The organism is Acidovorax lacteus (genome assembly GCF_039540375.1).
Classification (GTDB): Bacteria; Pseudomonadota; Gammaproteobacteria; order Burkholderiales; family Burkholderiaceae_C; genus Acidovorax_G; species Acidovorax_G lacteus.
In genome coordinates, this window is record NZ_BAABEX010000009.1 from 1 (window position 1) to 19,947 (window position 19,947).

19 protein-coding genes are annotated in these 19,947 nt (G+C 68.2%); 2 read left to right on the forward strand and 17 right to left on the reverse strand.

The window, feature by feature from the left end:
* Window positions 1-542: 542 nt before the first annotated feature.
* Window positions 543-1,529: a 4-hydroxy-3-methylbut-2-enyl diphosphate reductase gene (gene ispH / locus ABD866_RS07485; protein WP_345062774.1), complete on the reverse strand. Its 987-nt coding sequence runs from the start codon at window positions 1,527-1,529 to the stop codon at window positions 543-545.
* Window positions 1,530-1,611: 82 nt separating this feature from the next.
* A complete protein-coding gene (locus ABD866_RS07490; RefSeq protein ID WP_345062776.1) occupies window positions 1,612-2,076 on the reverse strand; it encodes an FKBP-type peptidyl-prolyl cis-trans isomerase in 465 nt (154 codons plus the stop codon).
* A 123-nt stretch (window positions 2,077-2,199) separates the two neighbouring features.
* On the opposite strand from ABD866_RS07490, the gene radC reads away from it, so the two are divergent.
* A complete protein-coding gene (gene radC / locus ABD866_RS07495) occupies window positions 2,200-2,913 on the forward strand; it encodes a RadC family protein (protein WP_345062778.1) in 714 nt (237 codons plus the stop codon).
* A 13-nt stretch (window positions 2,914-2,926) separates the two neighbouring features.
* Window positions 2,927-3,658, forward strand: a complete 732-nt coding sequence (locus ABD866_RS07500; RefSeq protein ID WP_425549558.1) for a Smr/MutS family protein — start codon at window positions 2,927-2,929, stop codon at window positions 3,656-3,658.
* 48 nt (window positions 3,659-3,706) lie between these two features.
* Here ABD866_RS07500 and ABD866_RS07505 read toward each other — a convergent pair whose 3' ends face one another.
* The 15 genes from ABD866_RS07505 to ABD866_RS07575 all read right to left on the reverse strand — a co-directional run bounded on the left by ABD866_RS07505 (window position 3,707) and on the right by ABD866_RS07575 (window position 19,939).
* Entirely contained in the window at window positions 3,707-4,216 is a 510-nt protein-coding gene (locus tag ABD866_RS07505; RefSeq protein WP_345062780.1) for a DUF2199 domain-containing protein, read from the reverse strand.
* Window positions 4,217-4,263: 47 nt separating this feature from the next.
* Window positions 4,264-4,674, reverse strand: coding sequence for a group II truncated hemoglobin (locus ABD866_RS07510; RefSeq protein WP_345062782.1), 411 nt, complete (start codon window positions 4,672-4,674; stop codon window positions 4,264-4,266).
* Window positions 4,675-4,848: 174 nt separating this feature from the next.
* Window positions 4,849-7,434, reverse strand: a complete 2,586-nt coding sequence (locus tag ABD866_RS07515) for an ABC transporter permease (protein WP_345062784.1) — start codon at window positions 7,432-7,434, stop codon at window positions 4,849-4,851.
* Window positions 7,435-7,540: 106 nt separating this feature from the next.
* Window positions 7,541-9,124, reverse strand: a complete 1,584-nt coding sequence (locus ABD866_RS07520; protein WP_345062786.1) for a C13 family peptidase — start codon at window positions 9,122-9,124, stop codon at window positions 7,541-7,543.
* 48 nt (window positions 9,125-9,172) lie between these two features.
* Window positions 9,173-10,150: a formate dehydrogenase accessory sulfurtransferase FdhD gene (locus ABD866_RS07525; protein ID WP_345062788.1), complete on the reverse strand. Its 978-nt coding sequence runs from the start codon at window positions 10,148-10,150 to the stop codon at window positions 9,173-9,175.
* 127 nt (window positions 10,151-10,277) lie between these two features.
* The gene (locus ABD866_RS07530) at window positions 10,278-10,673 is read right to left on the reverse strand and encodes a hypothetical protein (RefSeq protein WP_425549559.1); all 396 of its coding nucleotides are present in this window, start codon (window positions 10,671-10,673) and stop codon (window positions 10,278-10,280) included.
* A gap of 16 nt (window positions 10,674-10,689) precedes the next feature.
* Window positions 10,690-11,868, reverse strand: coding sequence for a formate dehydrogenase subunit gamma (locus ABD866_RS07535; RefSeq protein WP_345062790.1), 1,179 nt, complete (start codon window positions 11,866-11,868; stop codon window positions 10,690-10,692).
* Between the two features lie 14 nt (window positions 11,869-11,882).
* Window positions 11,883-12,125, reverse strand: a complete 243-nt coding sequence (locus ABD866_RS07540) for a hypothetical protein (protein ID WP_345062792.1) — start codon at window positions 12,123-12,125, stop codon at window positions 11,883-11,885.
* Entirely contained in the window at window positions 12,122-12,742 is a 621-nt protein-coding gene (gene fdh3B, locus ABD866_RS07545; protein WP_345062794.1) for a formate dehydrogenase FDH3 subunit beta, read from the reverse strand. The genes ABD866_RS07540 and fdh3B overlap by 4 nt, the downstream gene beginning before the upstream one ends.
* 29 nt (window positions 12,743-12,771) lie before the next feature.
* The gene (locus tag ABD866_RS07550) at window positions 12,772-15,735 is read right to left on the reverse strand and encodes a formate dehydrogenase subunit alpha (protein ID WP_345062796.1); all 2,964 of its coding nucleotides are present in this window, start codon (window positions 15,733-15,735) and stop codon (window positions 12,772-12,774) included.
* A 12-nt stretch (window positions 15,736-15,747) separates the two neighbouring features.
* A complete protein-coding gene (locus ABD866_RS07555; protein WP_345062798.1) occupies window positions 15,748-15,960 on the reverse strand; it encodes a twin-arginine translocation signal domain-containing protein in 213 nt (70 codons plus the stop codon).
* A 141-nt stretch (window positions 15,961-16,101) separates the two neighbouring features.
* Window positions 16,102-16,737: a TorD/DmsD family molecular chaperone gene (locus ABD866_RS07560; protein WP_345062800.1), complete on the reverse strand. Its 636-nt coding sequence runs from the start codon at window positions 16,735-16,737 to the stop codon at window positions 16,102-16,104.
* Window positions 16,734-18,836, reverse strand: coding sequence for a 4Fe-4S binding protein (locus ABD866_RS07565; protein ID WP_345062802.1), 2,103 nt, complete (start codon window positions 18,834-18,836; stop codon window positions 16,734-16,736). Before ABD866_RS07565 ends, ABD866_RS07560 begins: the two co-directional genes overlap by 4 nt.
* Window positions 18,763-19,395: a DUF3306 domain-containing protein gene (locus ABD866_RS07570; RefSeq protein WP_345062804.1), complete on the reverse strand. Its 633-nt coding sequence runs from the start codon at window positions 19,393-19,395 to the stop codon at window positions 18,763-18,765. Before ABD866_RS07570 ends, ABD866_RS07565 begins: the two co-directional genes overlap by 74 nt.
* Window positions 19,388-19,939, reverse strand: a complete 552-nt coding sequence (locus tag ABD866_RS07575; RefSeq protein WP_345062806.1) for a DUF3305 domain-containing protein — start codon at window positions 19,937-19,939, stop codon at window positions 19,388-19,390. The genes ABD866_RS07570 and ABD866_RS07575 overlap by 8 nt, the downstream gene beginning before the upstream one ends.
* Window positions 19,940-19,947: the final 8 nt, after the last annotated feature.

Here is a 19,947-nt window from a genome sequence, read left to right on the forward strand (position 1 = left end):
CCGCCCCGCGCCCTGCGCTCCTCGTCGCAGCCGAGGGGCCAGAGGGGTCGGCTGCTGCTGCGCAGTGACGCCGACTCCGGGCGCACCACGACCATCGACGTTGGAAAACTGCGGAGCGGTGGTGCCCCCGTTGGGCCGAGCGCAGCGATGGCCCGCCCCCACCCCTTCAGGATGCGCCGAGGAGCGCAGCGCCTGGGGTGGCCTGCGTGCCGCAGGACACGCAGGCTTGGTCCTCTAGCTCGCCGCATTTGTCCGAACGCAGCGCTGCAAGCGCGAAGTGAGTTATGCGGCGCACCCCAGGCGCGAGCACCGCAGGTTGCCCCAGACGCACTCCCGTGCGTCTGGGGTCGCAGCCTGTAGGGTCGCCTTTCTTTTGCCTCCTTTTCTTTGGCGAAGCAAAGAAAAGGAGGTCGGCCGCCGGGCCGAGACCCGGTTCCGGCACGCGACACACCCCAGCGGCAAACTACAAACAACAGACCAAAACGCTATGACTTTGATAGCTGCTCGTGCTTACCCAGAAAGCACGAGTAACCCAAAACCCTTCAAGCCCCCGTCTCCGGCGACCGCTCCCGCAACTCCAGCCCCGTCACCGCATCGATCTTCAACCCCTTGGGCAGCGGAAACTTCACCGTCTCCTCGATGCCGTCCATGCTGCGCACCGACACCGCGCCCAACGCCTTGATGCGCTCGATCACCTGCTTGACCAGGATTTCGGGGGCCGAAGCGCCCGCCGTCAGCCCCACGCGGGCCACGCCCATGAACCATTCGGAGCGCAGTTCGTCGGCGCTGTCCACCATGTAGGCGGTTGTGCCCAGTTTGGCGGCCAGTTCGCGCAGGCGGTTGCTGTTGGAGCTGGTGGGGCTGCCCACCACGATCACCAGGTCCACCTGGCGGCTCAGCAGTTTGACGGCGTCCTGTCGGTTCTGCGTGGCGTAGCAGATGTCCTGTTGCTTGGGCTCGCGCACCTGCGGAAAGCGCTGGCGCACGGCCGCCAGGATCTCGGCCGCGTCGTCCACCGACAGCGTGGTCTGCGTGACCACGGCGAGCTTGGCCGTCTGCCCGGGCTGCACGCGGGCCACATCGGCCACGTCTTCCACCAGGTGGATGCCCGAGTCGAGCTGGCCCATGGTGCCCTCCACCTCGGGGTGGCCCTTGTGGCCGATCATGATGAATTCGTAGCCTTCCTTGGCGAGCTTGGCCACCTCGACGTGCACCTTGCTCACCAGCGGGCAGGTGGCGTCAAAGATCGAGAACCCGCGCGCCTGGGCTTCTTCCTGCACGGCGCGGCTCACGCCGTGGGCGCTGAAAACCAGCGTAGCGCCGGGCGGCACGTCGGCCAGGTCTTCGATGAAGATGGCGCCCTTGGCCTTGAGGTCGTTGACCACGTAGGTGTTGTGCACGATTTCGTGGCGCACGTAGATCGGCGCGCCGAACTTCTGCAGTGCGCGCTCGACGATCTCGATGGCGCGGTCCACCCCGGCGCAAAAGCCTCGGGGTTCGGCCAGCAGGATCTCCTGGGGATGGTTCATAGGGAATGTTCCTCACGCTGGCGGCGGCCAGCAGCGTTGACGGCAGGCAGTGCGGGGTGGCCGCGCGGCGGCACCCGGCGCATCACAGCACGCCGATGATCTGCACCTCGAACGTGACGGGCTGGCCCGCCAGCGGGTGGTTGAAGTCGAACAGCACTGCGCCGTCGCCCCGCACCTGCTGCACCGCCCCGGCGTAGCTGCCCAGACCGTCGGGCGTGGGAAACTGCACCACATCGCCCACCTGGTACTGCTCGTGCGGGTCGCCCAGCTCGTTCAGCAGCTTGCGCGCCACCCACTGCACCATGTCGGGGTTGCGCTCGCCAAAGGCCTCGCCTGCGGCCAGCGTGAAGGTGCTGCGCGTGCCTTCGGCCAGGCCCAGCAGGCGCTGCTCCATCGCAGGCGACAGCTCGCCCGTGCCCAGCGACAGCGTGGCGGGCTTGTCGGTGAAGGTGTTGATCACGTCGCCCGCAGGGCCGGCCAGCCGGTAGTGCAAGGTGAGGAAGGAGCCCGGCTGAACGGTGGGAAGGGGGGTGGCGTCAGAGGTCATGCAAGTCCCGATAAACTGGGCCCGATTGTAGAAAACCGGCCATGGCCCCGGGCCGCGCCGGTCAAGCCCTGCCGCAGGCGGCCCCCCTGCCCTGCCACCCTCCCACTGCACGCCCGCCGCCCCATGCCCCTCAAAGACCTGCCTGCCGATGCCCAGCCGCGCGAGAAGCTGCTTGCGCGCGGCCCGGCAGCGCTGGCCGATGCGGAGCTGCTGGCCATCCTGCTGCGCACGGGCCTGGCGGGCAAGGGCGTGTTGGCGCTGGCCGAAGAGCTGCTGGCCCCGCCCTGCACCGACCCGGCCACGGGCCGCCCGGCGGGCGGCTTTGGCGGCATTGCCGGGCTGCTGCACGCAAGCGCGGCCGATCTCGCCCGCATCAAGGGCCTGGGCCCGGCCAAGCGGGCCGAGCTGGTGGCGGTGCTCGAACTCGCCCGCCGTGCCCTGGCCCAGCAGTTGCAAGAGCGCACCGTGTTCGACGCACCCGAGACCGTGAAGCACTACCTGCAGCTGCATCTGGCGGCCAAGGGGCACGAGGTGTTTGCGGTGCTGTTCCTCGACAGCCAGCACCGGCTGCTGGCGCTGGAAGAGCTGTTCCGCGGCACGCTCACGCAGACCAGCGTGTACCCGCGCGAGGTGGTGCTGCGCGCCCTGCACCACCAGGCTGCGGCCGTGGTGCTGGCCCACAACCACCCCAGCGGCAGCGTGCAGCCCAGCCGCGCCGACGAGGCGCTGACGCAGACCCTCAAGACCACGCTGGCGCTGGTGGACGTGCGCGTGCTCGACCACGTAATCGTCGGCCCCGGCCAGGCGCTGTCGATGGCTGAGCAGGGCCTGCTGTGACGGGGCGCGCTGCATGACCGCCCCCCGCCGCCCTCCCCTGCCGCCCGCTGCGGCTGCGCCCACAGCCACGGCCACTGCCACCGCCACGGGCCTGGTCGTTCACTCGCTGCAAGACCTCAAGGCCGTGCGCAAGCGCATGGCCCAGCAGCGCGAAGCCGCCCTGGCCACCGAAAAGGCGCGCCGCGCCGAGGAAGAACGCCAGCGCAACGCCCACCGTCTGTTCGAGCTGGCCGTGGGCCCGGTGCAGCGCCTGCGCACGCGCAACACCGTGGAGCACGCGCTGCCCCAACCCGCACCCGTGGCCGTGCAGCAGCAACTGGACGACCAGCGCGTGCTGCTGGAATCGATCAGCGACGACTTCGACGTGAGCACCCTGCTGGAGACTGACGAGGCCCTGAGCTACCGGCGCCCCGGCGTAGGCCCCGACATCACGCGCCGCCTGCGCCGTGGCGAATGGACGCTGCAGGCGCAGCTCGACCTGCACGGCCTGCGCACCGACGAGGCGCGCGAGGCGCTGGGCCAGTTCCTGCGCGACGCGCAAAAGCAGGGCAAACGCTGCGTGCGCATCGTGCACGGCAAGGGCCTGGGCTCTCCGGGCAAGAGCCCGGTGCTCAAAGGCCGCGTGCACAGCTGGCTGGTGCAAAAGAACGAGGTGCTGGCCTTTGTGCAGGCGCGCGGCGACGAGGGCGGCGCCGGGGCGCTGGTGGTGCTGCTGCGCTCGGCGCGCAAGATGCAGGCGCGCTGAACCGCGCCGCCAGACCCCGCACACGCAGCGGGCCCGGCCCGGCGGACGTCAGCGGAACAGGTCGGCCAGCGCGTGGTGGCGGGCTTCGTCGATGCCGCGGCGCTGCTCCAGCGCCAGGGCGTGGCGCGAGCGGGGCGCGATCCAGGCGAACGGACGGCGGTCGTCCGCGAAATCCAGGCGCACCGGCAGCCCCGTGGTGGCGCGATAGGCCTTGAGCGCGTTGGCCAGCACACCGGTCACCGGCGGCATGCGCTCGGCCCCGCCATCAAAACAGTGCAGCCAGGCGTCGTGCGCGGCCGGTTCCACTTCGACCCACACGCCCCAGCCAAAGAAGTCGTCGCGGTAGGCGAAGGGCACGGGCAGTACGCAGCGGATGAAGTGGCGCGTGCCGTCCAGGGTGCAAAAGTCGGCGTTGTGGCGCGCGCGGCGGTAGCGCTCCAGGTAGCCGAGCGCAAACACCGCATCGGGCAGGCCACAGCCGACGTCGGTGAGCAGTTCCTCGTGCCATTCGCCGCAGCCCGCGCAGCGAAAGCCGCTGGGTGCGGGCTTGCGCGCCACACGGGGCTTTCTGCCCGCGGGTGCCGAAGGATTTCTGGGCGGCATGCTCACCCCCCGCGGTTGCGCATCCAGTCGGCGGTGTTCATGAAGCTGGCCTGCAGACGCGTGCGCAAGTCCGCTGGAACGCCGGTTTCGGCCATGGCCTGGTCCATGCAGGCCACCCATTGGTCGCGCTCCAGAATGCCGATGGAAAACGGCAGGTGCCGCGCCCGCAAGCGCGGGTGGCCGAATCGTTCGATGTAGTAATCCGGCCCGCCGAGCCAGCCGCACAAAAACCAGAACAGCTTTTGCCGGGCCGAGACCAGGTCGCTGCCGTGCGCGGCGCGCAGCGCGGCATAGCGGGGCTCCAGGTCCATCAGGTCGTAAAAGCGCTCGGTGAGCGCGCGCACGCGCTCCTCGCCGCCGATCCATTCAAACGGGGTGGTGGGCGAGGCGTCTGGAGTGTCGGAATCGGTCATACAAGCCAAATTGGCCGCTCGTGCTTACAAATCAAGCACGAGTAGCTATCAAAACAGGAGCAAACAACCAGAGGACGGCAACCCAGCCTTGCACCCCCGGTGGCCCTTTACAAGCTGTGGCCGGGGTGCGGGCCTCGGCCCGGCCCCAGCCAGGGCCCGGGATGCAGCCTGGCGCTATTCTGCCGCGCGGCGCAAGGTGGCCACCACCGGGCGGCGCAGCACTTCACGCAGGCCCCACCAGCCCGCCGCCAGCGCCAGCAGCGCACCAGCCAGGGCCCCGGCCAGCGGCACCCAGGGCGCGGCCGTCCAGGTGAATTCGAACACGTAGCGCGCCAGGCCCCAGCCCACCGCCACGGCCACGCTGCTGGCCAGAAAGCCCGCCAGCAGGCCCACGCCCAGCAGTTCGGCCCGCTGCACCTGCCGCAGCAGGCCGGAGCCCGCGCCCACGGCCCGCATGATGGCGAACTCGCGCGCGCGCTCTTCGCGCGTGGCCGTCACGGCCGCAAACAGCACCACCAGCCCCGCGGCCAGCGTGAAGGCGAACAGGAACTCCACGGCGCGGATCACCTGCTCCAGCACCCGCTGCACCTGGGCGATGGTGGCCGTCATGTCCACGTTGGTGACGTTCGGAAACTGCCGCACCAGCGCGTTGTCGAAGCCCGCGCTGCCCGTGCCGGAGGGCGCAGCGCCCGTGGCAGGCAGCGGCGGCTGCGCCCCAGCGGGCGGCCAGACTTCGGGTGCCCGGTAGGCGGCCAGGTAGGTCAGCGGCACGCCTTCCATCTGCGCCACCGGGAACATCACGAAAAAGTTGGCGCGCATCGAGCCCCAGTCCACCTTGCGCAGGCTGGTGATGCGCGCTTCGCGCTGCACGCCGCCCATGTCAAAGCGCAGGCGGTCGCCGAGCTTGAGGCCCAGCGTCTCGGCAATGCCGTCTTCCACGCTCAGCCCGTCGGCCTCGCCGGGCGTCCAGCGGCCGGCCACCACGGTGTTATGCGGCGGAGCCTGCTCAGCGTGCGAGAGGTTGAATTCGCGGTCCACCAGGCGCTTGGCGCGGTCTTCGGTGTAATCGTCCGGGCCCACGGGGCGGTCGTTCACGGCCACGAGGCGGCCGCGGATCATCGGATACCAGTCGTAGCGCTGCACGCCCGCGGCCTGCAGCTGCTGCTGGAAGGGCTCGGCCTGCTCGGGCATCACGTTGATGACGAAGCGGTTGGGCGCGTCGGGCGGCGTGGCCTGCCGCCAGCTGCTGATGAGGTCGGTGCGCAGCAGCACCAGCAGCACCAGCGCCAGCAGGCCCACGGCCAGGCTGCTGACCTGCACCACCGCATACACCGGGCGCGCGGCAATCTGCCGCGTGGCCAGCACCAGCCAGCGGGGGGCGGTGGCTTCGTTCACGCTGCGGCGCAGCACCCACACGGCCAGCCAGCTCAGCGCCGCAAACAGGCCCACTGCGGCGGCAAAGCCACCCACCGCAATCGCCCCCAGGCGCAGGTCGCTGCTCACGGCCAGCAGCAGTGCGGCAAAACCGGCCACCCCCAGGCCGAGCACAGCCAGCGACGCCGGGCGCAGCCCGCCCACATCGCGCCGGATCACGCGCAGCGGCGGCACCTGCGCCAGTTGCAGCACCGGCGGCAGCCCAAAGGCCACCAGCAGGGTCAGCCCCATGCCCACGCCAAAGGCCACGGGCCAGAGGCTGGGCGCAGGCAGCGACGATTCGACCAGGCCCGCCAGCAGCAGCACAAAACCATGGTGCACCCCATAGCCCAGTGCCACACCCAGCAGGCTGGCCAAGAGGCCCACCAGCGCAAATTCGGTGATGTAGGCCCCGGCGATGGTGCGCTGGCTTTGCCCCAGCACGCGCAGCAGGGCCGACGCGTCGAGGTGGTCGGCCGCAAAACTGCGGGCTGCCAGGGCCACGGCCACGGCCGACAGCAGGGCCGCCAGCAGCGCCACGAGCGAGAGGAATTTCTGCGCACGGTCGAGTGTCTGGCGCATTTCGGGGCGGCCGCTTTCCAGCGATTCCACGCGCACGCCGTGCACCTCGGGCAGGCGCACCTGGGCGTTGGCCCAGTCGGCAAAGCGGCGCACGGCGCGCTCGTCACCCGCCACGGCAAAGCGGTAGGTCAGGCGGCTGGCAGGCTGCACGAGGCCGGTGGCGGGCAGGTCCTGGGCGTTCACCATCACGCGGGGCGCGAAGTTCATGAATCCCGCGCCGCGGTCAGGCTCGATGGTGATCACGGCCGACACGCGCAGGGCGGCGTCGCCCAGCAGCAGGGTGTCGCCCACGGACAGGCCCAGCGCGCCGAGCAGCGGTGCGTCCACCCACACCTGGCCGGGCGCGGGAATGTCTTGCGTGGCCGCGTCGGGCGCGCCGGGCTGCGGCGCAATGCGCACCGTGCCGCGCAGCGGATAGCCGGGCTCCACGCTCTTGAGGGCCACGAGCCGTGCACCGCCGCCCTGCGCATCGGGCGCGCGCGCCATGGTCGGAAAGCTCAGCGTGGTCACGGCCTGCAGGCCCTGCTGGCGCGCCTGCTCCACAAAACTGGCGGGCGTGGGGTTGTCGCTGGCCACCACGGCATCGCCGCCCAGCATCTGCAGAGCGTCGCGCTGCAGGCCGCCCTGCAGGCGGTCGGCAAAAAAGCCGACCGAGGTCAACGCACCCACGGCCAGGGTCACAGCCACGATCAGCAGGCGCAGCTCGCCCGCGCGCAGGTCGCGCAGCAGGGTGCGCCAGCCCAGTCTGAAAAACGAAGGGGTCATGGGCCGCACCATAGCGCAAAGCCCGACGTCTGGCCGCGCCTGGGGACTTGTGCACCCGGGCCAGCCGGGCCAGCACCCTGCCTGCCCCGGGCGCTGGCGCGCGCTTTCAGATGCCGGCCAGCCGCTCCTGCAAGGCCTGCAGGGTGGGCGCGATCTCGGGGCCCACCCGGATCTGCGGGTTGGAAAACCCGTCGTCCTTGCCGGCATCCAACTCGCGCCGCGCAATCACCGGCACGGCGCGCTCAAAGGCCTCGGCAAACGAATGGGTCTGGCGCAGCTGCTCATGGAACACGGCACGGCCAAAGAAGGTGAGCTCGGAGCGTGTGCCGCAGCCGTACGAGGTGTGGTCTGCATCGGCTGCGGTCATCACCAGAGTGGTCGGCGTGGCCAGGGGCTCTACCCAACCGCCCGAATAGCAGGCCGACACTGCGATCACCCGGTGGCGAATGCCGGCTTCATCGAGCGCCTCGCGCACATCGCGCGGCGTGAGCGACTCGATCTGCAGCGGCGCCAGGGTGGCGGCCAGGGCGTGGTCTTTGGCACCATGGGAGGTCAGGTACACAAACAGCACGTCGTGCTCGCGGTCCATGCGCTCGGCCAGCAGCTTGACGGCCCGGCGCAGGTTGGCCGGTGTGGCCCAGGCATGCGTGGCCGACGTGTGCGCGTGGTTGAGCAGGTGCAACACCCGGCCCTGGGCATCGAAGCGCTCGGCCATCAAGCGCGCCACCATGGTGCTTTCGCGGCGAAAGACCTCTTCGTCGGCGTAGGGGGCAAACACCAGCGCGTACAGGTCGGTCACGCCCGGGCGTTCGGGCAGCAGCGCATCGGCCTGCGCCTGCCACAGCGTCTGCTGGTCTTCGAACACCTCAGGGCGCAGGGCCAGCGCGGGGGGTGCCGCCAGGTCGCCGTCGGTGGACTGGGCCAGGCTGTCCCGGTCGGGCGCCCAGGGGCGGTCTGGAAACCACCAGGTCGCCGCAGCCAGCACTGCGAGCAAACCGAGCGCAAAAACGGCCGCCCGCCCGCGGGACGCAGCCAGCGCTGCAGTGCTGCGCACCAACGCGGCCACGACCCACAGCAGCAGGCCCACGTACAACCCCCAAGAGAGCCAGGTCATCGCCTCCGACGCCCACACGCCCGGCGCGCGTGCCATCCACCCCATCAGGCCATACAGCAGCGCCGTGGGAAGCCAGGGCGACCAGGCTGTGAGCACCAGCCAGGCTGCGAGGCTCCTGGATGGAAGGTCTTGGCGCGGGGCCATCGCCCACCAGGCCAGCCAGGCCAGCACGAGGGTGGTCCACCACGGGGCCAGCCAGGCCCGGACATCGAACGTCACCGGTGCGTCAATGCCCCAGCGGTCCACCGCCAGCAGCAGCAAGGCGGGCAGCAGCACCAGCACCAGGGTCTGCAGCGGCCCCGGACCTACCGGCCACGGAGCGGGGGCCCGGAGCATGGTTCCGCGCAGCCCCTCGCGAATCCAGCGGTGCCAGGGCCATTCGTCTGCGCCGAGGGCCTGCGGCGTCGCAGGACTTGCAGGGCTTGCCGCTGCGGCCGGATGGGTGCCGAACGGGGGCTCTTGAGGCTCGGCTCCAGGCGGCAGCGATTCGTAGGGTCCGAACTGGCTGGGCAAGGTGTCCGCCCAGTCGCGAGGATCGTTGTTCTTGCGCATGCGCGCATGATGCCATTGCTGCATGCCGTTGCCAGAGTGCTCGCGGGCGCAGGCCAGAGCCGCGCAGCCGGCTCAGTCGGTTGCAGGGAGCGATCCACCCTCACGCGACGGCGCAATGGCCGCCTGCGCCAGCTCCGGCTGCCATTGCAGTCGTTCGGCACCGCTGTAGCAGACAAAGCGCCGGTTCATGGCACGGCCGATGGCGCACAGCCCGAGGCGCTCGGCCACCGCATGGCCCATCTGCGTCATGCCGCTGCGCGACACGACCACCGGCACCCCCATCTGCGCCGACTTGATGACCATCTCGCTCGTGAGGCGCCCGGTGGTGTAGAACACCTTGTCGTCGCCGCGCATGCCGGCCGCTTGCGCCCAACGGGCGCGGTCGGTTTGCACCGGTTGATCGGGTGGCCCATCGCCATGCAGCCACATCCAGCCGGCAATGGTGTCGATGGCGTTGTGGCGGCCCACGTCCTCCACGAACAGCAGCAGGGCTTCGCCGCGGAACAGCGCGCAGCCGTGTACAGAGCCTGCCGATTTGTACGTACTCTCCTGCAGCCGGATGGCATTGACGATGCCGTAGAGCTGCGCCTGCGTGATGCGCGCCTGCGGCAAGGCGATGCGCTCGATCTCGTCGATCCAGTGGCCAAACACGCTGCCCTGTCCGCAGCCGCTGGTCACCACCTTGTGGGCGGTGCGTTCCTCGATGCGCTCAATGCCCGCACGGGTGCGCACCGCGGCCGCACCCACCTCCCAGTCCACCGTGACCGATTCGATGTCGTCGACGGCATCCACCAGGCGTTGGTTGCGCAGGTAGCCGAGCACCAGCCATTCTGGGTGGGCGCCCAGGGTCATGAGGGTCACGATCTCGCGCTTGTCCACGTACACCGTCAGCGGACGCTCGGCCGGAATCTGCAGCCATTCGGTCTCTCCGCGCTCGTTGAGGGCCTGGACGGTGCGCGTGAGCGGAGCATGGGCCTGCGTCAGCCGGGGCAACGCCAGGGGCCGCAAGGAAGCGTCTTGCCCGAGAGACGGGTCAGAGGGATTCAGCATGGTGCAGCAAGCATGCCACGGGCATGAAAAAGCCGCACGTCCTCACCAGAGGTTCGTGCGGCCGGATGGTCAGGTCTTGATGCGGCCGGGGTGGATCGATCAGATCACCCCTGACCGCACGCTCCGCTCAGGACTTGGGCGCGGACGCAGACGGTGCCTTGGTGCTTGGCGGGCTGGCTGCAACGCCAGCAGACGACGGTGCAGCCGCGGCCTCGGCGGGCTTGTCGGCGGGCGGCGTGTACACAAACGGCCCGGGGTCGGCGCAGGCAGGTGTCGTGGTCGCGGGCTTGGCGTCTTTGGCGGTCTTGCGGTAGTGCGCTGCCGCCTTGTCCTGGTACAGGCACAGCTTGTAGTTGTCCACCTTGGCCGCATGCGCCGACTTGGCCGCAGCCTCGGCCGCTTTGGCGGCCGCTTCGGGCGAAGGCGGCGGCAGCTTGGCCTGCGCGGTGAGCGAGAGGCCCATCAGCAGTCCGCCTGCCAGCGCGGAGGACAGTCGAGCAAGAAACGTGGGGTGTACTGTCATCGGAATCTCCTCCATCTCAAGCCTGCGCAGGGCGACCAGCCGTCGCCTGTGGGCCGCTGACACTGCGCTCGCGCGGAATCTTGCCGGCCTGGATATCGTCGTACCAGAGCTCATGGTGTTCCTTGGCCCAGGTTTCGTCCACATAGCCGGTTCTCATGGCTTGGTAGGCGCCTTGCATACCGACGGTGCCCATGTAGATATGACCCATGAACATCACCATCATCAGCACCGTGGCCACGCCGTGGAACATGTGCGCGATCTGCATGGTCGAGCGCTCATACAACAGGCCCGGGATCACTTTGTCGAGCACAAGGCCCGATGCCACGACGATGGCCCCGAGGAAGAACACGCCCGCCCAGAACAACACCTTTTCACCCGCGTTGAAGCGGTGCGATGGCACCTCGTGCTCCGACAGAAGACCCCCCCCCTTGAGGATCCACTGCACATCCTCCTTGCTTGGCAGGTTGTCCCGCACGAAGGTCGCAAACACCACAATCAGCGACACCGCAAACAACGGCCCGGCAAAATTGTGGATGTTCTTGAGTGCGTAGCTGAGCCAGCCAAACAGGGTGCTGCCCATCACGGGCAGCATGAAGTATTTGCCAAAGGCCATCACGATGCCGGAGACGGCCAGAGCCACGAAGGCGATGGCGTTGACCCAGTGCGCGGCACGCTCGAACGGGGTGAAGCGTTCGATCTTGCGCCCCGTTTCGGTCCCGTGGAGCATGATCGTGCCTTTGCGCCAATAGAACAGCCCGATGGCCACCGCCACGATCACGAGCAACGCACCACCGTACGGAATGATCCACTGGTTGCGCACCTGGCGCCAGGCTTCCCCGGCGTTGGTCCAGCGAGAGCCCGGGTACTGCACGAAAGGCTGAATCAGGTTGCCAGCCTCAGGCGCCTGGCTTTTGGGCAGGCTGCTGTAGCCGTTCACCCCCTCGCCCACCTGCCGCCACATCGGCGCGTTGTTGCCCGGCTGTACCTGGGCGCGCTCGGCGTTCGTCTGGCCGGCATAGTTCGGCTCGTTGCTCGCATCCTTGAGCTCGAAAATGTTCTGGCTCTTCACGCCCGCCATCGCAGCGGGTGCGGCCGCCGACTGCGGTGCGCCGGTGTCGGCCGGAGCTGTTTGCGCGTGCACACCACCCAGGCCGGTGGCCGCAGCCAGCAGCAAAGTCCACAGGAGTTGCTTCATGGGAGCCCCCTTCGTCACTGCGCAGGCTGTTGGTTGCGCGTGTACTCGTTTTGCCCGTACAGCTGCCGCGCCTTGAGCTGCTGCTCCCAGCTTGTCTTGTCGCCCGCCTTCCAGCCAGACTGCATGAAGTTGCTGCCAGTGCCCGTGTAAGGAGCGGCGTCGTGGCGAATGCCGCCACCGGTCTGCGGCTTTTCGGAGCAGCCTACCAACCCAGCTGCGGCCACCAGGGCCGCCAATGCGATGGAACGCGTGCTCATGACTTGGCTCCTGCCGGGGCTTGGCCCGATGTCTTGGTGCCGTAGGCCGTACCCCAGCCCCACACTTCAGCACCCTTGCCGCGCTGGATCACGCGGTTGCGGAAGATGTCGGCCACCACGTCGCCGTCGCCAGCCAGCAGCGCCTTGGTCGAGCACATTTCGGCGCAAGCCGGCAGCTTGCCTTCGGCCAGGCGGTTGCGACCGTACTTCTCGAATTCGGCTTCGCTCCCGTGCTTTTCAGGGCCGCCCGCACAGAACGTGCATTTGTCCATCTTGCCGCGCAGACCAAAAGTGCCCGAGGACGGGAACTGGGGCGCACCAAACGGGCAGGCGTACGAGCAGTAACCGCAGCCGATGCACACGTCCTTGTCGTGCAGCACCACACCTTCGTCGGTGCGGTAGAAGCAGTTGACCGGGCAGACAGCCATGCACGGCGCGTCGCTGCAGTGCATGCAGGCCACCGAGATGGACTTCTCACCGGGCACGCCGTCGTTGAGCGTCACCACGCGGCGGCGGTTCACACCCCAGGGCACTTCGTGCTCGTTCTTGCAGGCGGTCACGCAGCCGTTGCATTCGATGCAGCGTTCTGCATCGCAGATGAACTTCATTCGGGCCATTGCTGTGTCTCCTCGTCAGTGTCGAGCGCTCAGGCCCGTTCCACGTTGCAGATCGTGGTCTTGGTTTCCTGCATCATGGTCACGGTGTCGTAACCATAGGTGGTCGCGGTGTTCACGGCTTCGCCGCGCACGATGGGCGCCGCGCCCTTGGGGTAATGCGCCAGCATGTCGGCCCCCTGCCAGCGGCCCGAGAAGTGGAAGGGCATCCACACCGTATCGGGCGCCACGCGCTCGGTCACCAGCGCCTGCACGTTGATGCGGGCACCTGTGGGCGAAGAGAGCCACACGCGCTCGCCGTTGCGGATGCTGCGGTCCGCGGCCGTCTTGGGGTTGATCTCGACGTACGCTTCCTGCTGCAGCTCGGCCAGCCAGGGGTTCGAGCGGGTCTCCTCGCCACCCCCTTCGTATTCGACCAGGCGGCCCGAGGTCAGGATCAGCGGGAACTTCTCGTGCAGCTTGTCCGCCAGGTTCTTCTCTTGCACGCTCTTGTAGAGCGTGGGCAAGCGCCAGAACGCCTTGCGGTCGTCGTGCGTCGGGTACTTGGCCATCAGGTCCGGGCGCGTGCCGTACAGCGGCTCGCGGTGCTGCGGAATCGGGTCGGGGAAGTTCCAGACCACGGCGCGGGCCTTGGCATTGCCGAATGGATGGCAGCCGTGGTTCTTCATGGTCACGCGGATGATGCCGCCGCTCGGATCGGTCTTCCAGTTCTTGCCTTCGGCGGCTTTTTTCTCAGCGTCGGTCAGTTCGTCCCACCAGCCCAGCTTCTTGAGCAGCACATGGTCGAACTCGGGGTAGCCCGTGGTGATGTCGGCCCCCAGCGAATGCGAGCCATCTTCGGCGAGCAGGCTCTGGCCGTCGCGTTCCACCCCAAAGTTGGCGCGGAAGTTGCCGCCGCCGTCCATCACGTGCTTGGACGTGTCGTAGAGGTTGGGCGAACCCGGGTGCTTGAGCTCGGGCGTGCCATAGCAGGGCCAGGGCAGACCGAAGTAATCGCCGCTGAAGTCGTAGCCGGTTTCCTTGTCCTTGCCGCCCTTGGCCTTCAGGGTCTTGACGTCGAACAGGTGCATGTTGCGCATGTGGGCCTTCAGCCGTTCCGGGCTCTGACCGGTGTAGCCAATGGTCCAGACGCTGCGGTTGATTTCGCGCAGGATGTCCTCGACCACGGGCTCATCCATGCCCTTGACCTTTTGCAGCTTGTAGTTCTTGACCAGTTCGGCACCAAAACCCAGCTTGCCGGCCAGCTGGTACATGATCATGTGGTCGCTGCGGCTTTCCCACAGCGGCTCGATCACCTTCTCGCGCCACTGGAGTGACCGGTTCGATGCCGTGCACGAGCCGCTGGTCTCGAACTGCGTGGCCGCGGGCAGCAGATACACCGTGCGGTTGGGGTTCAGATCCTCGGCCTTGCCCGGCATCGCCGCCATCGCAGCCGTGGCCGAGGGGTACGGATCGACCACCACCAACAGATCCAGCTTGTCCATGGCCTTTTTCATTTCCAGGCCGCGCGTCTGCGAGTTGGGTGCGTGACCCCAGAAGAAAACGCCGCGCAGGTTCGAATCCTGGTCGATCAGCTCGTTCTTTTCGAGCACGCCGTCAATCCAGCGCGACACCGTCATGCCCGACTTGGTCATCATCGCCGGGCTGGAATAGCGGCTCTTGATCCAGTCGAATTCCACGCCCCAGACCGCCGCAAAGTGCTTCCACGCGCCTTCGGCCACGCCGTAGTAGCCCGGCAGCGAATCAGGGTTGGGGCCAACGTCGGTGGCACCCTGCACGTTGTCGTGGCCGCGGAAGATGTTGGTACCGCCACCGGACTTGCCCACATTGCCCAGTGCCAGCTGCAACAGGCACGACGCGCGCACCATGGCATTGCCAATGGTGTGCTGGGTCTGGCCCATGCACCAGACGATGGTGCCCGGGCGGTGCTGGTGCATCATGGTCGCGACCTTGAGCACCTGCGCCTCATTGACGCCGCAGGCCTCTTCCACCTTGTCGGGCGTCCACTTGGCCAGCACTTCGGCACGGACCTTGTCCATGCCCCAGACCCGGTCGTTGATGTACTGCTTGTCTTCCCAGCCGTTCTTGAAGATGTGGTACAGGATGCCGAACAGGAACGGGATGTCCGAGCCCGACCGGATGCGCACGAACTCGTCGGCCTTGGCCGCCGTGCGCGTGAAGCGGGGATCGACCACGATCATCTTGCAGCCCGTTTCCTTGGCGTGCAGCATGTGCAACATGCTCACCGGATGGGCTTCGGCCGCATTGGAGCCGATGTACAACGCCAGCTTGCTGTTCTGCATGTCGTTGTACGAGTTGGTCATCGCACCGTAACCCCAGGTGTTGGCTACGCCGGCCACGGTGGTGGAGTGGCAGATGCGCGCCTGGTGGTCGCAGTTGTTGGTACCCCAGTAGCTGACGAACTTGCGCAGCAGATAGGCCTGCTCGTTGTTGTGCTTGGACGAGCCGATGAAGTACACGCTGTCAGGCCCGCTGGCCTTGCGCAGCTCCTGCATCTTGGCGGAAATTTCGTCCAGCGCCTGATCCCAGCTGATGCGCTCGTACTTGCCGTTGACCAGTTTCATCGGGTAGCGCAGCCGGAATTCACCGTGGCCGTGCTCACGCAGGGCCGCCCCCTTGGCGCAGTGGGCCCCAAGGTTGATCGGTGAATCGAACACCGGCTCCTGGCGCACCCAGACACCGTTCTCCACAATGGCGTCGACCGCACAACCCACGGAGCAGTGGGTGCACACCGTGCGGCGCACTTCGATCTTGCTGTCGCCCACGGCGATCTTGCCCTGGGCCGCTTGCGACTTCTTGACCAGCGTGAGCTGGGAAGCCGCGAGCCCCACGCCCACACCGAGGCCAGAGCGGCGCAGAAATGCGCGGCGGTCCATGGTGGGCAGCGCATGTGCGAGCCCACGGCGCAGGCTGTGCACAAATGGAGACGACGGCGCACCCTCGGGCGCGCGAGAAGACTTCTTGGTCAGCAACATGGCGCGTCCTGCTCAGATGTGGGTGGTACGGTAGTAGCGCTTGACATGCTCGGAGAGCTGGTAGCCACCGCCTCGCTCGGGCGGGGGCAGCAAGGTCTCCTGCGCGGGGGAGCCCACCGCCGGCATGACCTGCGGCAGCGCCACCACGGCGGCTGCGGCAGCACCCACGGTGGCCGCACCACCAAAGAATCTGCGACGTGAGGAATCGGGTTGACGGTCCTGCATGCTTGTCTCCAGTGGCGGACGAGGGAATTAGTAGACACACTCTAAGACAGCATGTAAGCGCATGCAAACGGCTGTCAGGCATTCCAAGCACTTTAGTCGCCTACTCGAACACGAGACTTACGGCGACAGTGCTCCAACGGGTCAATCCAGTAGATCGAACCCCTGGGTTTCTACTGAGAAAAAAGCCTGCGCCAAGCGGGCCAGTGCGGCATAGAACCGGGCGGCAGGGTGCTCTTGCAGCGCATTGCACAGCGCAGGCGTCCAGCCCTGGAGATGGGCGGCGAAAAACGCCTGCTGCACCCTCAGGTTGCAGACCTCCATGTCATCCCCTGCGATCAGATACCGCATCACCTCGCACACGTAGGCGATGTGGTCCTCGGTTTCCGGCATCTGGTCGTCGCGGCCCAGGCCCAGCCGGGCCAGATCGTCGCGCAGGCGCACAAGCGGCTTCTCGTTGAGAAAGCCGCTGAGGTAATGCGAGGCGTACAGCATGACCTCGGGCTTGCCCACACCGCCGAACAGGCGATCAAACTCTGCCACCACGGCACTGCGCTCCATGGCCCGCGCAGTGGCGACCAGTTGTTGCCAGGGCTCCTGCAAGAAAGCCCCTGTGGCCGGTGCCTCGGTCACGGCCACGCGCAGCGCATCCCACAGTGCAGGCTCGGGCGGGGCATAGAACAGCTGCGCAAGCAACCCGTACAGCTCGGCGCGCGCGGTTTCTTCGTCCAGCGCCGAACTGGTAGCCGAAGGACGGTGCAGGTGGACAGGAGCGCTCACAGGTCGGTCACTTTCGTTTCGCCAGAGGCGGAATACAGGTCGATCACGCGGCAGTCGCCGCACATCTTGAGGCGCTCCAACGCCTCACCCTGGAACATCGGATGCCCCGACAAGCGGCCCAGCATGGCCTCGATGGCCTTGAGGGTGCCGAAGGGCTTGTGACAGCGCACGCAGTGCCAGGGCTTGGTGGCGTTGATCACACGGGTTTCGGCCCGTGCGGGCCCCAGCAGCAGGCGAGGCACCAGCGACAGTGCGTCTTCCGGGCAGGTCTGCACGCACAGACCGCACTGAACGCAGTTCTTCTCGACAAAGCGCAGCTGGGGCGCTTGCGGGTTGTCAAGCAGGGCGCTCGCGGGGCACGCACCGACACAGCTCATGCACAGGGTGCAACGGTCGGCGTTGACCACGACCGACCCCAGCGGCGATGCCCCCGCTGGCAGTGCGATGGCCTCGGGCTGCTGCGCAGCCGCCAGCGGAGTGTGCGCGATCAGGTGGTCCAGCGCCATGTCCAGCGTGCTGCGCTTTTCGCCCACCGCGGCATGCCGTGCAGTCACGGCCGGCACAGCAGGGCGCTGCGCCGCCAGGGGGCGCAGCAGTGCGTCCAGATCCTGCGCGGTGCGGGCCTGCAGCAGGTGCAGGTGCGTGCCCGTGTAGCCCAGCCCTTGCAGCAGCGTCTGGGCCACGTCCATTTGCGCGCGCAGGCCGTCGAGGTATTGCGGGGCCTCCGCGCCGGTGGTCAGCACGGCCACCTGTCGAGCACCCCAGGCAATGGCGCTGAGCCACAGATCGATGCCGGTGCTGGCCGAATGCCACAAGGGCACTGGAATGACAGAGGCTGGCACACCGTGCGCCAGCTTGAGCTGTGCCGCACGCCCCAGCTCGTCGACCATGGCCTGCCCCGCATCCTGGCTGTGCAAGAGCAGCACCGGAGCCTTGCCCCCTGCAGCGAGATACGTGGACAGCACCGTACGGAGCCGCTGGCCCAGGTCGGGCACGGCCGGGTACGCGTAGGTCAGTGCGCCCGTAGGGCATACCGTGGTGCAGGCCCCGCAACCCACGCACAGATGGGGGTTGACCTGGATCTGCTGGCGCGCGGGTTCGCTGCGGATGGCCTCGGCCGAGCAGATGTCCACGCAGGCGCGGCAACCAATCTGTTCATTGCGGCTGTGCGCGCAGAGCTTTTGCTTGTACTGGAAGAAACGCGGCTTCTCAAACTCGCCCACCATATCGCGCAGGCGCAACAGCACGCCCGGGTCGCGGCCGTCCCAGCGGAAGTAGCCTTGCGGCAGCGCATGCTGCACAAACGTGGGCGTGGCGTCGGCGGCGCGCAGGTCCAGCACCAGGTCAAAGCGCTCGGTCTGCTCCTCGGCCTCGCGCTGGAAGTCGATGGCACCGGCCACCTGGCAGGCCTTCACACAGGCGCGGTGGCCGGTGCAGGCGTCGAGGTCGATCTGGTAGTCGAGGCCGATGGCGTTTTCCGGACAGGCGGCCACGCAGGCGTTGCAGCGTGTGCACAGGTCCAGGTCGATGGGGTTGTCGGCTGTCCAGCGGATCTCGAACGCGCCCAGCCAGCCCGTGATCTGGCGCAGGCGACCGCCCAGCACTGGAAAGCGCCGCGCCTGCGCACCACCGGCCTGACCAGGGCCGGTGGCAAACACCGTCACGTCCAGCACGTCGGACACCAGAGCGGCCGCGCGCTCGGCAGCGTCAACCGGGCCGATGACCAGCGCCCGGCCGCCACTGCGGTAGGTGACGGTGGGCACGGGTGGCGGCTCGGGCAGCCGCGCCATGGCCAGCAGTGCGGCGATCTTGGGCGTGGCCTCGCGGGCATCGCGGCTCCAGCCGCCGGTTTCGCGGATGTTGACGAAGCGCACCGGCGCCACCGCGCCTTCGGTCTGCTGGCCCAGCTCGCCAAACAGGCGCTGCTCCTGCGTGCAGGCCACCACCACCTCGCCCGGGCCGCGCACCGCGGCCTGGAAGGCTCCGGCCTCGCGGCGGCAGAGCGTGGAATGCAAAGTCAGGTCTTCACGCAGTGCGGTGCCCAGCGCTTTCGCGTCGAGAGGCATCGTCTGGTTGCAGTCGCAGATCAGAGTGGGCATGGTCGTCTTGGCTGGCAGGGGCTGTCGGGCCGCCCGCGGGGGTGGCCACCCGCTCCGGCGGGCTGGAGGAATCGGGCTCGGCCACCGCTGCGGCATCGCGCTGGGCGTCCGGTGCGGCAGGGGATGCCTTGTCTGCTTCGTCGCGGAAGAAGCCCAGGAACTGTGCGCTCGCCATCTGGCGCAGCATGCCGGCGGGCAGCGGGTCGGGCTTGTTGTAGTCGTCGATGTAGATATCGAGCCCGTCCATCACATTGAAGTGCGGATCGGCAAACAGCTTCTTGACCGCGGTGTTGCGCACCTCAGGCGGTACGTCGCGCGCCACAAAGCGGCGAAAGTCGGCCTCGGGCGTAAGCTGCCGGGCGTCTTCCAGGGTCGGCGGCGGCGCGGGTGGCTCGCCCGCAGGCTCCGCCCTAGAGGCAGCCACCGGCGGCGGCGCAGGCACGGCGACCGCTGGGGCCGCCACCGGGGTCGCCGGTGCGTGCACCGGTTCGTCCAGCGGCTTGCCCTCGCGGGCATCGGCCTTGCGGCGTGCCCAGCGGCCCAGGAATCCGTCAGCCATGCCCACCCCCGCCCCGCTGCGGCTTGCCAGTGGACACGGACGCCGGGTTGCCAAAACGGTCTTGCAGCGGCTGAAAACTATCGGGCCGCTTGCGGCGGCGCGGCTCGGGCACGTAGTGCTCGGCCACGAAGGCGCGCAAGGTGTCCAGCACCGGCTCGGGCGCGGGCACCTGCTCCACGGTCTCCTGCGCATCGAGCCAGCGCCCGGCTTCGTGGTAGCTCAGGCTCACCGCCACAGGCCTTGCCAGCGGGATGGCGTCGGGCTCCTGCACCTCATCCAGCCTCCACAGCACAAACCAACAGGGCGCGGGCGACTCCAGGTTGAGCCAGTAGCCCTCGGCTTCGTCGCGGAACAGCGCCACTTCAAAGTCGGGAAACAACCAGCTCATGCCCTCGGCATCGTCGCGCAGCTTGCGCGGCTCCGCGCCAAAGGCCGGCTCATGGGGCACGACCTCGGCGAGCACCCAACGCCAGGGTTGCCAGCGGTTGGTGATGCGCTCGCAGCGCATCACGACGGCAACCTGGGTGGAAGGGCGTACAGACATGCGGGGAA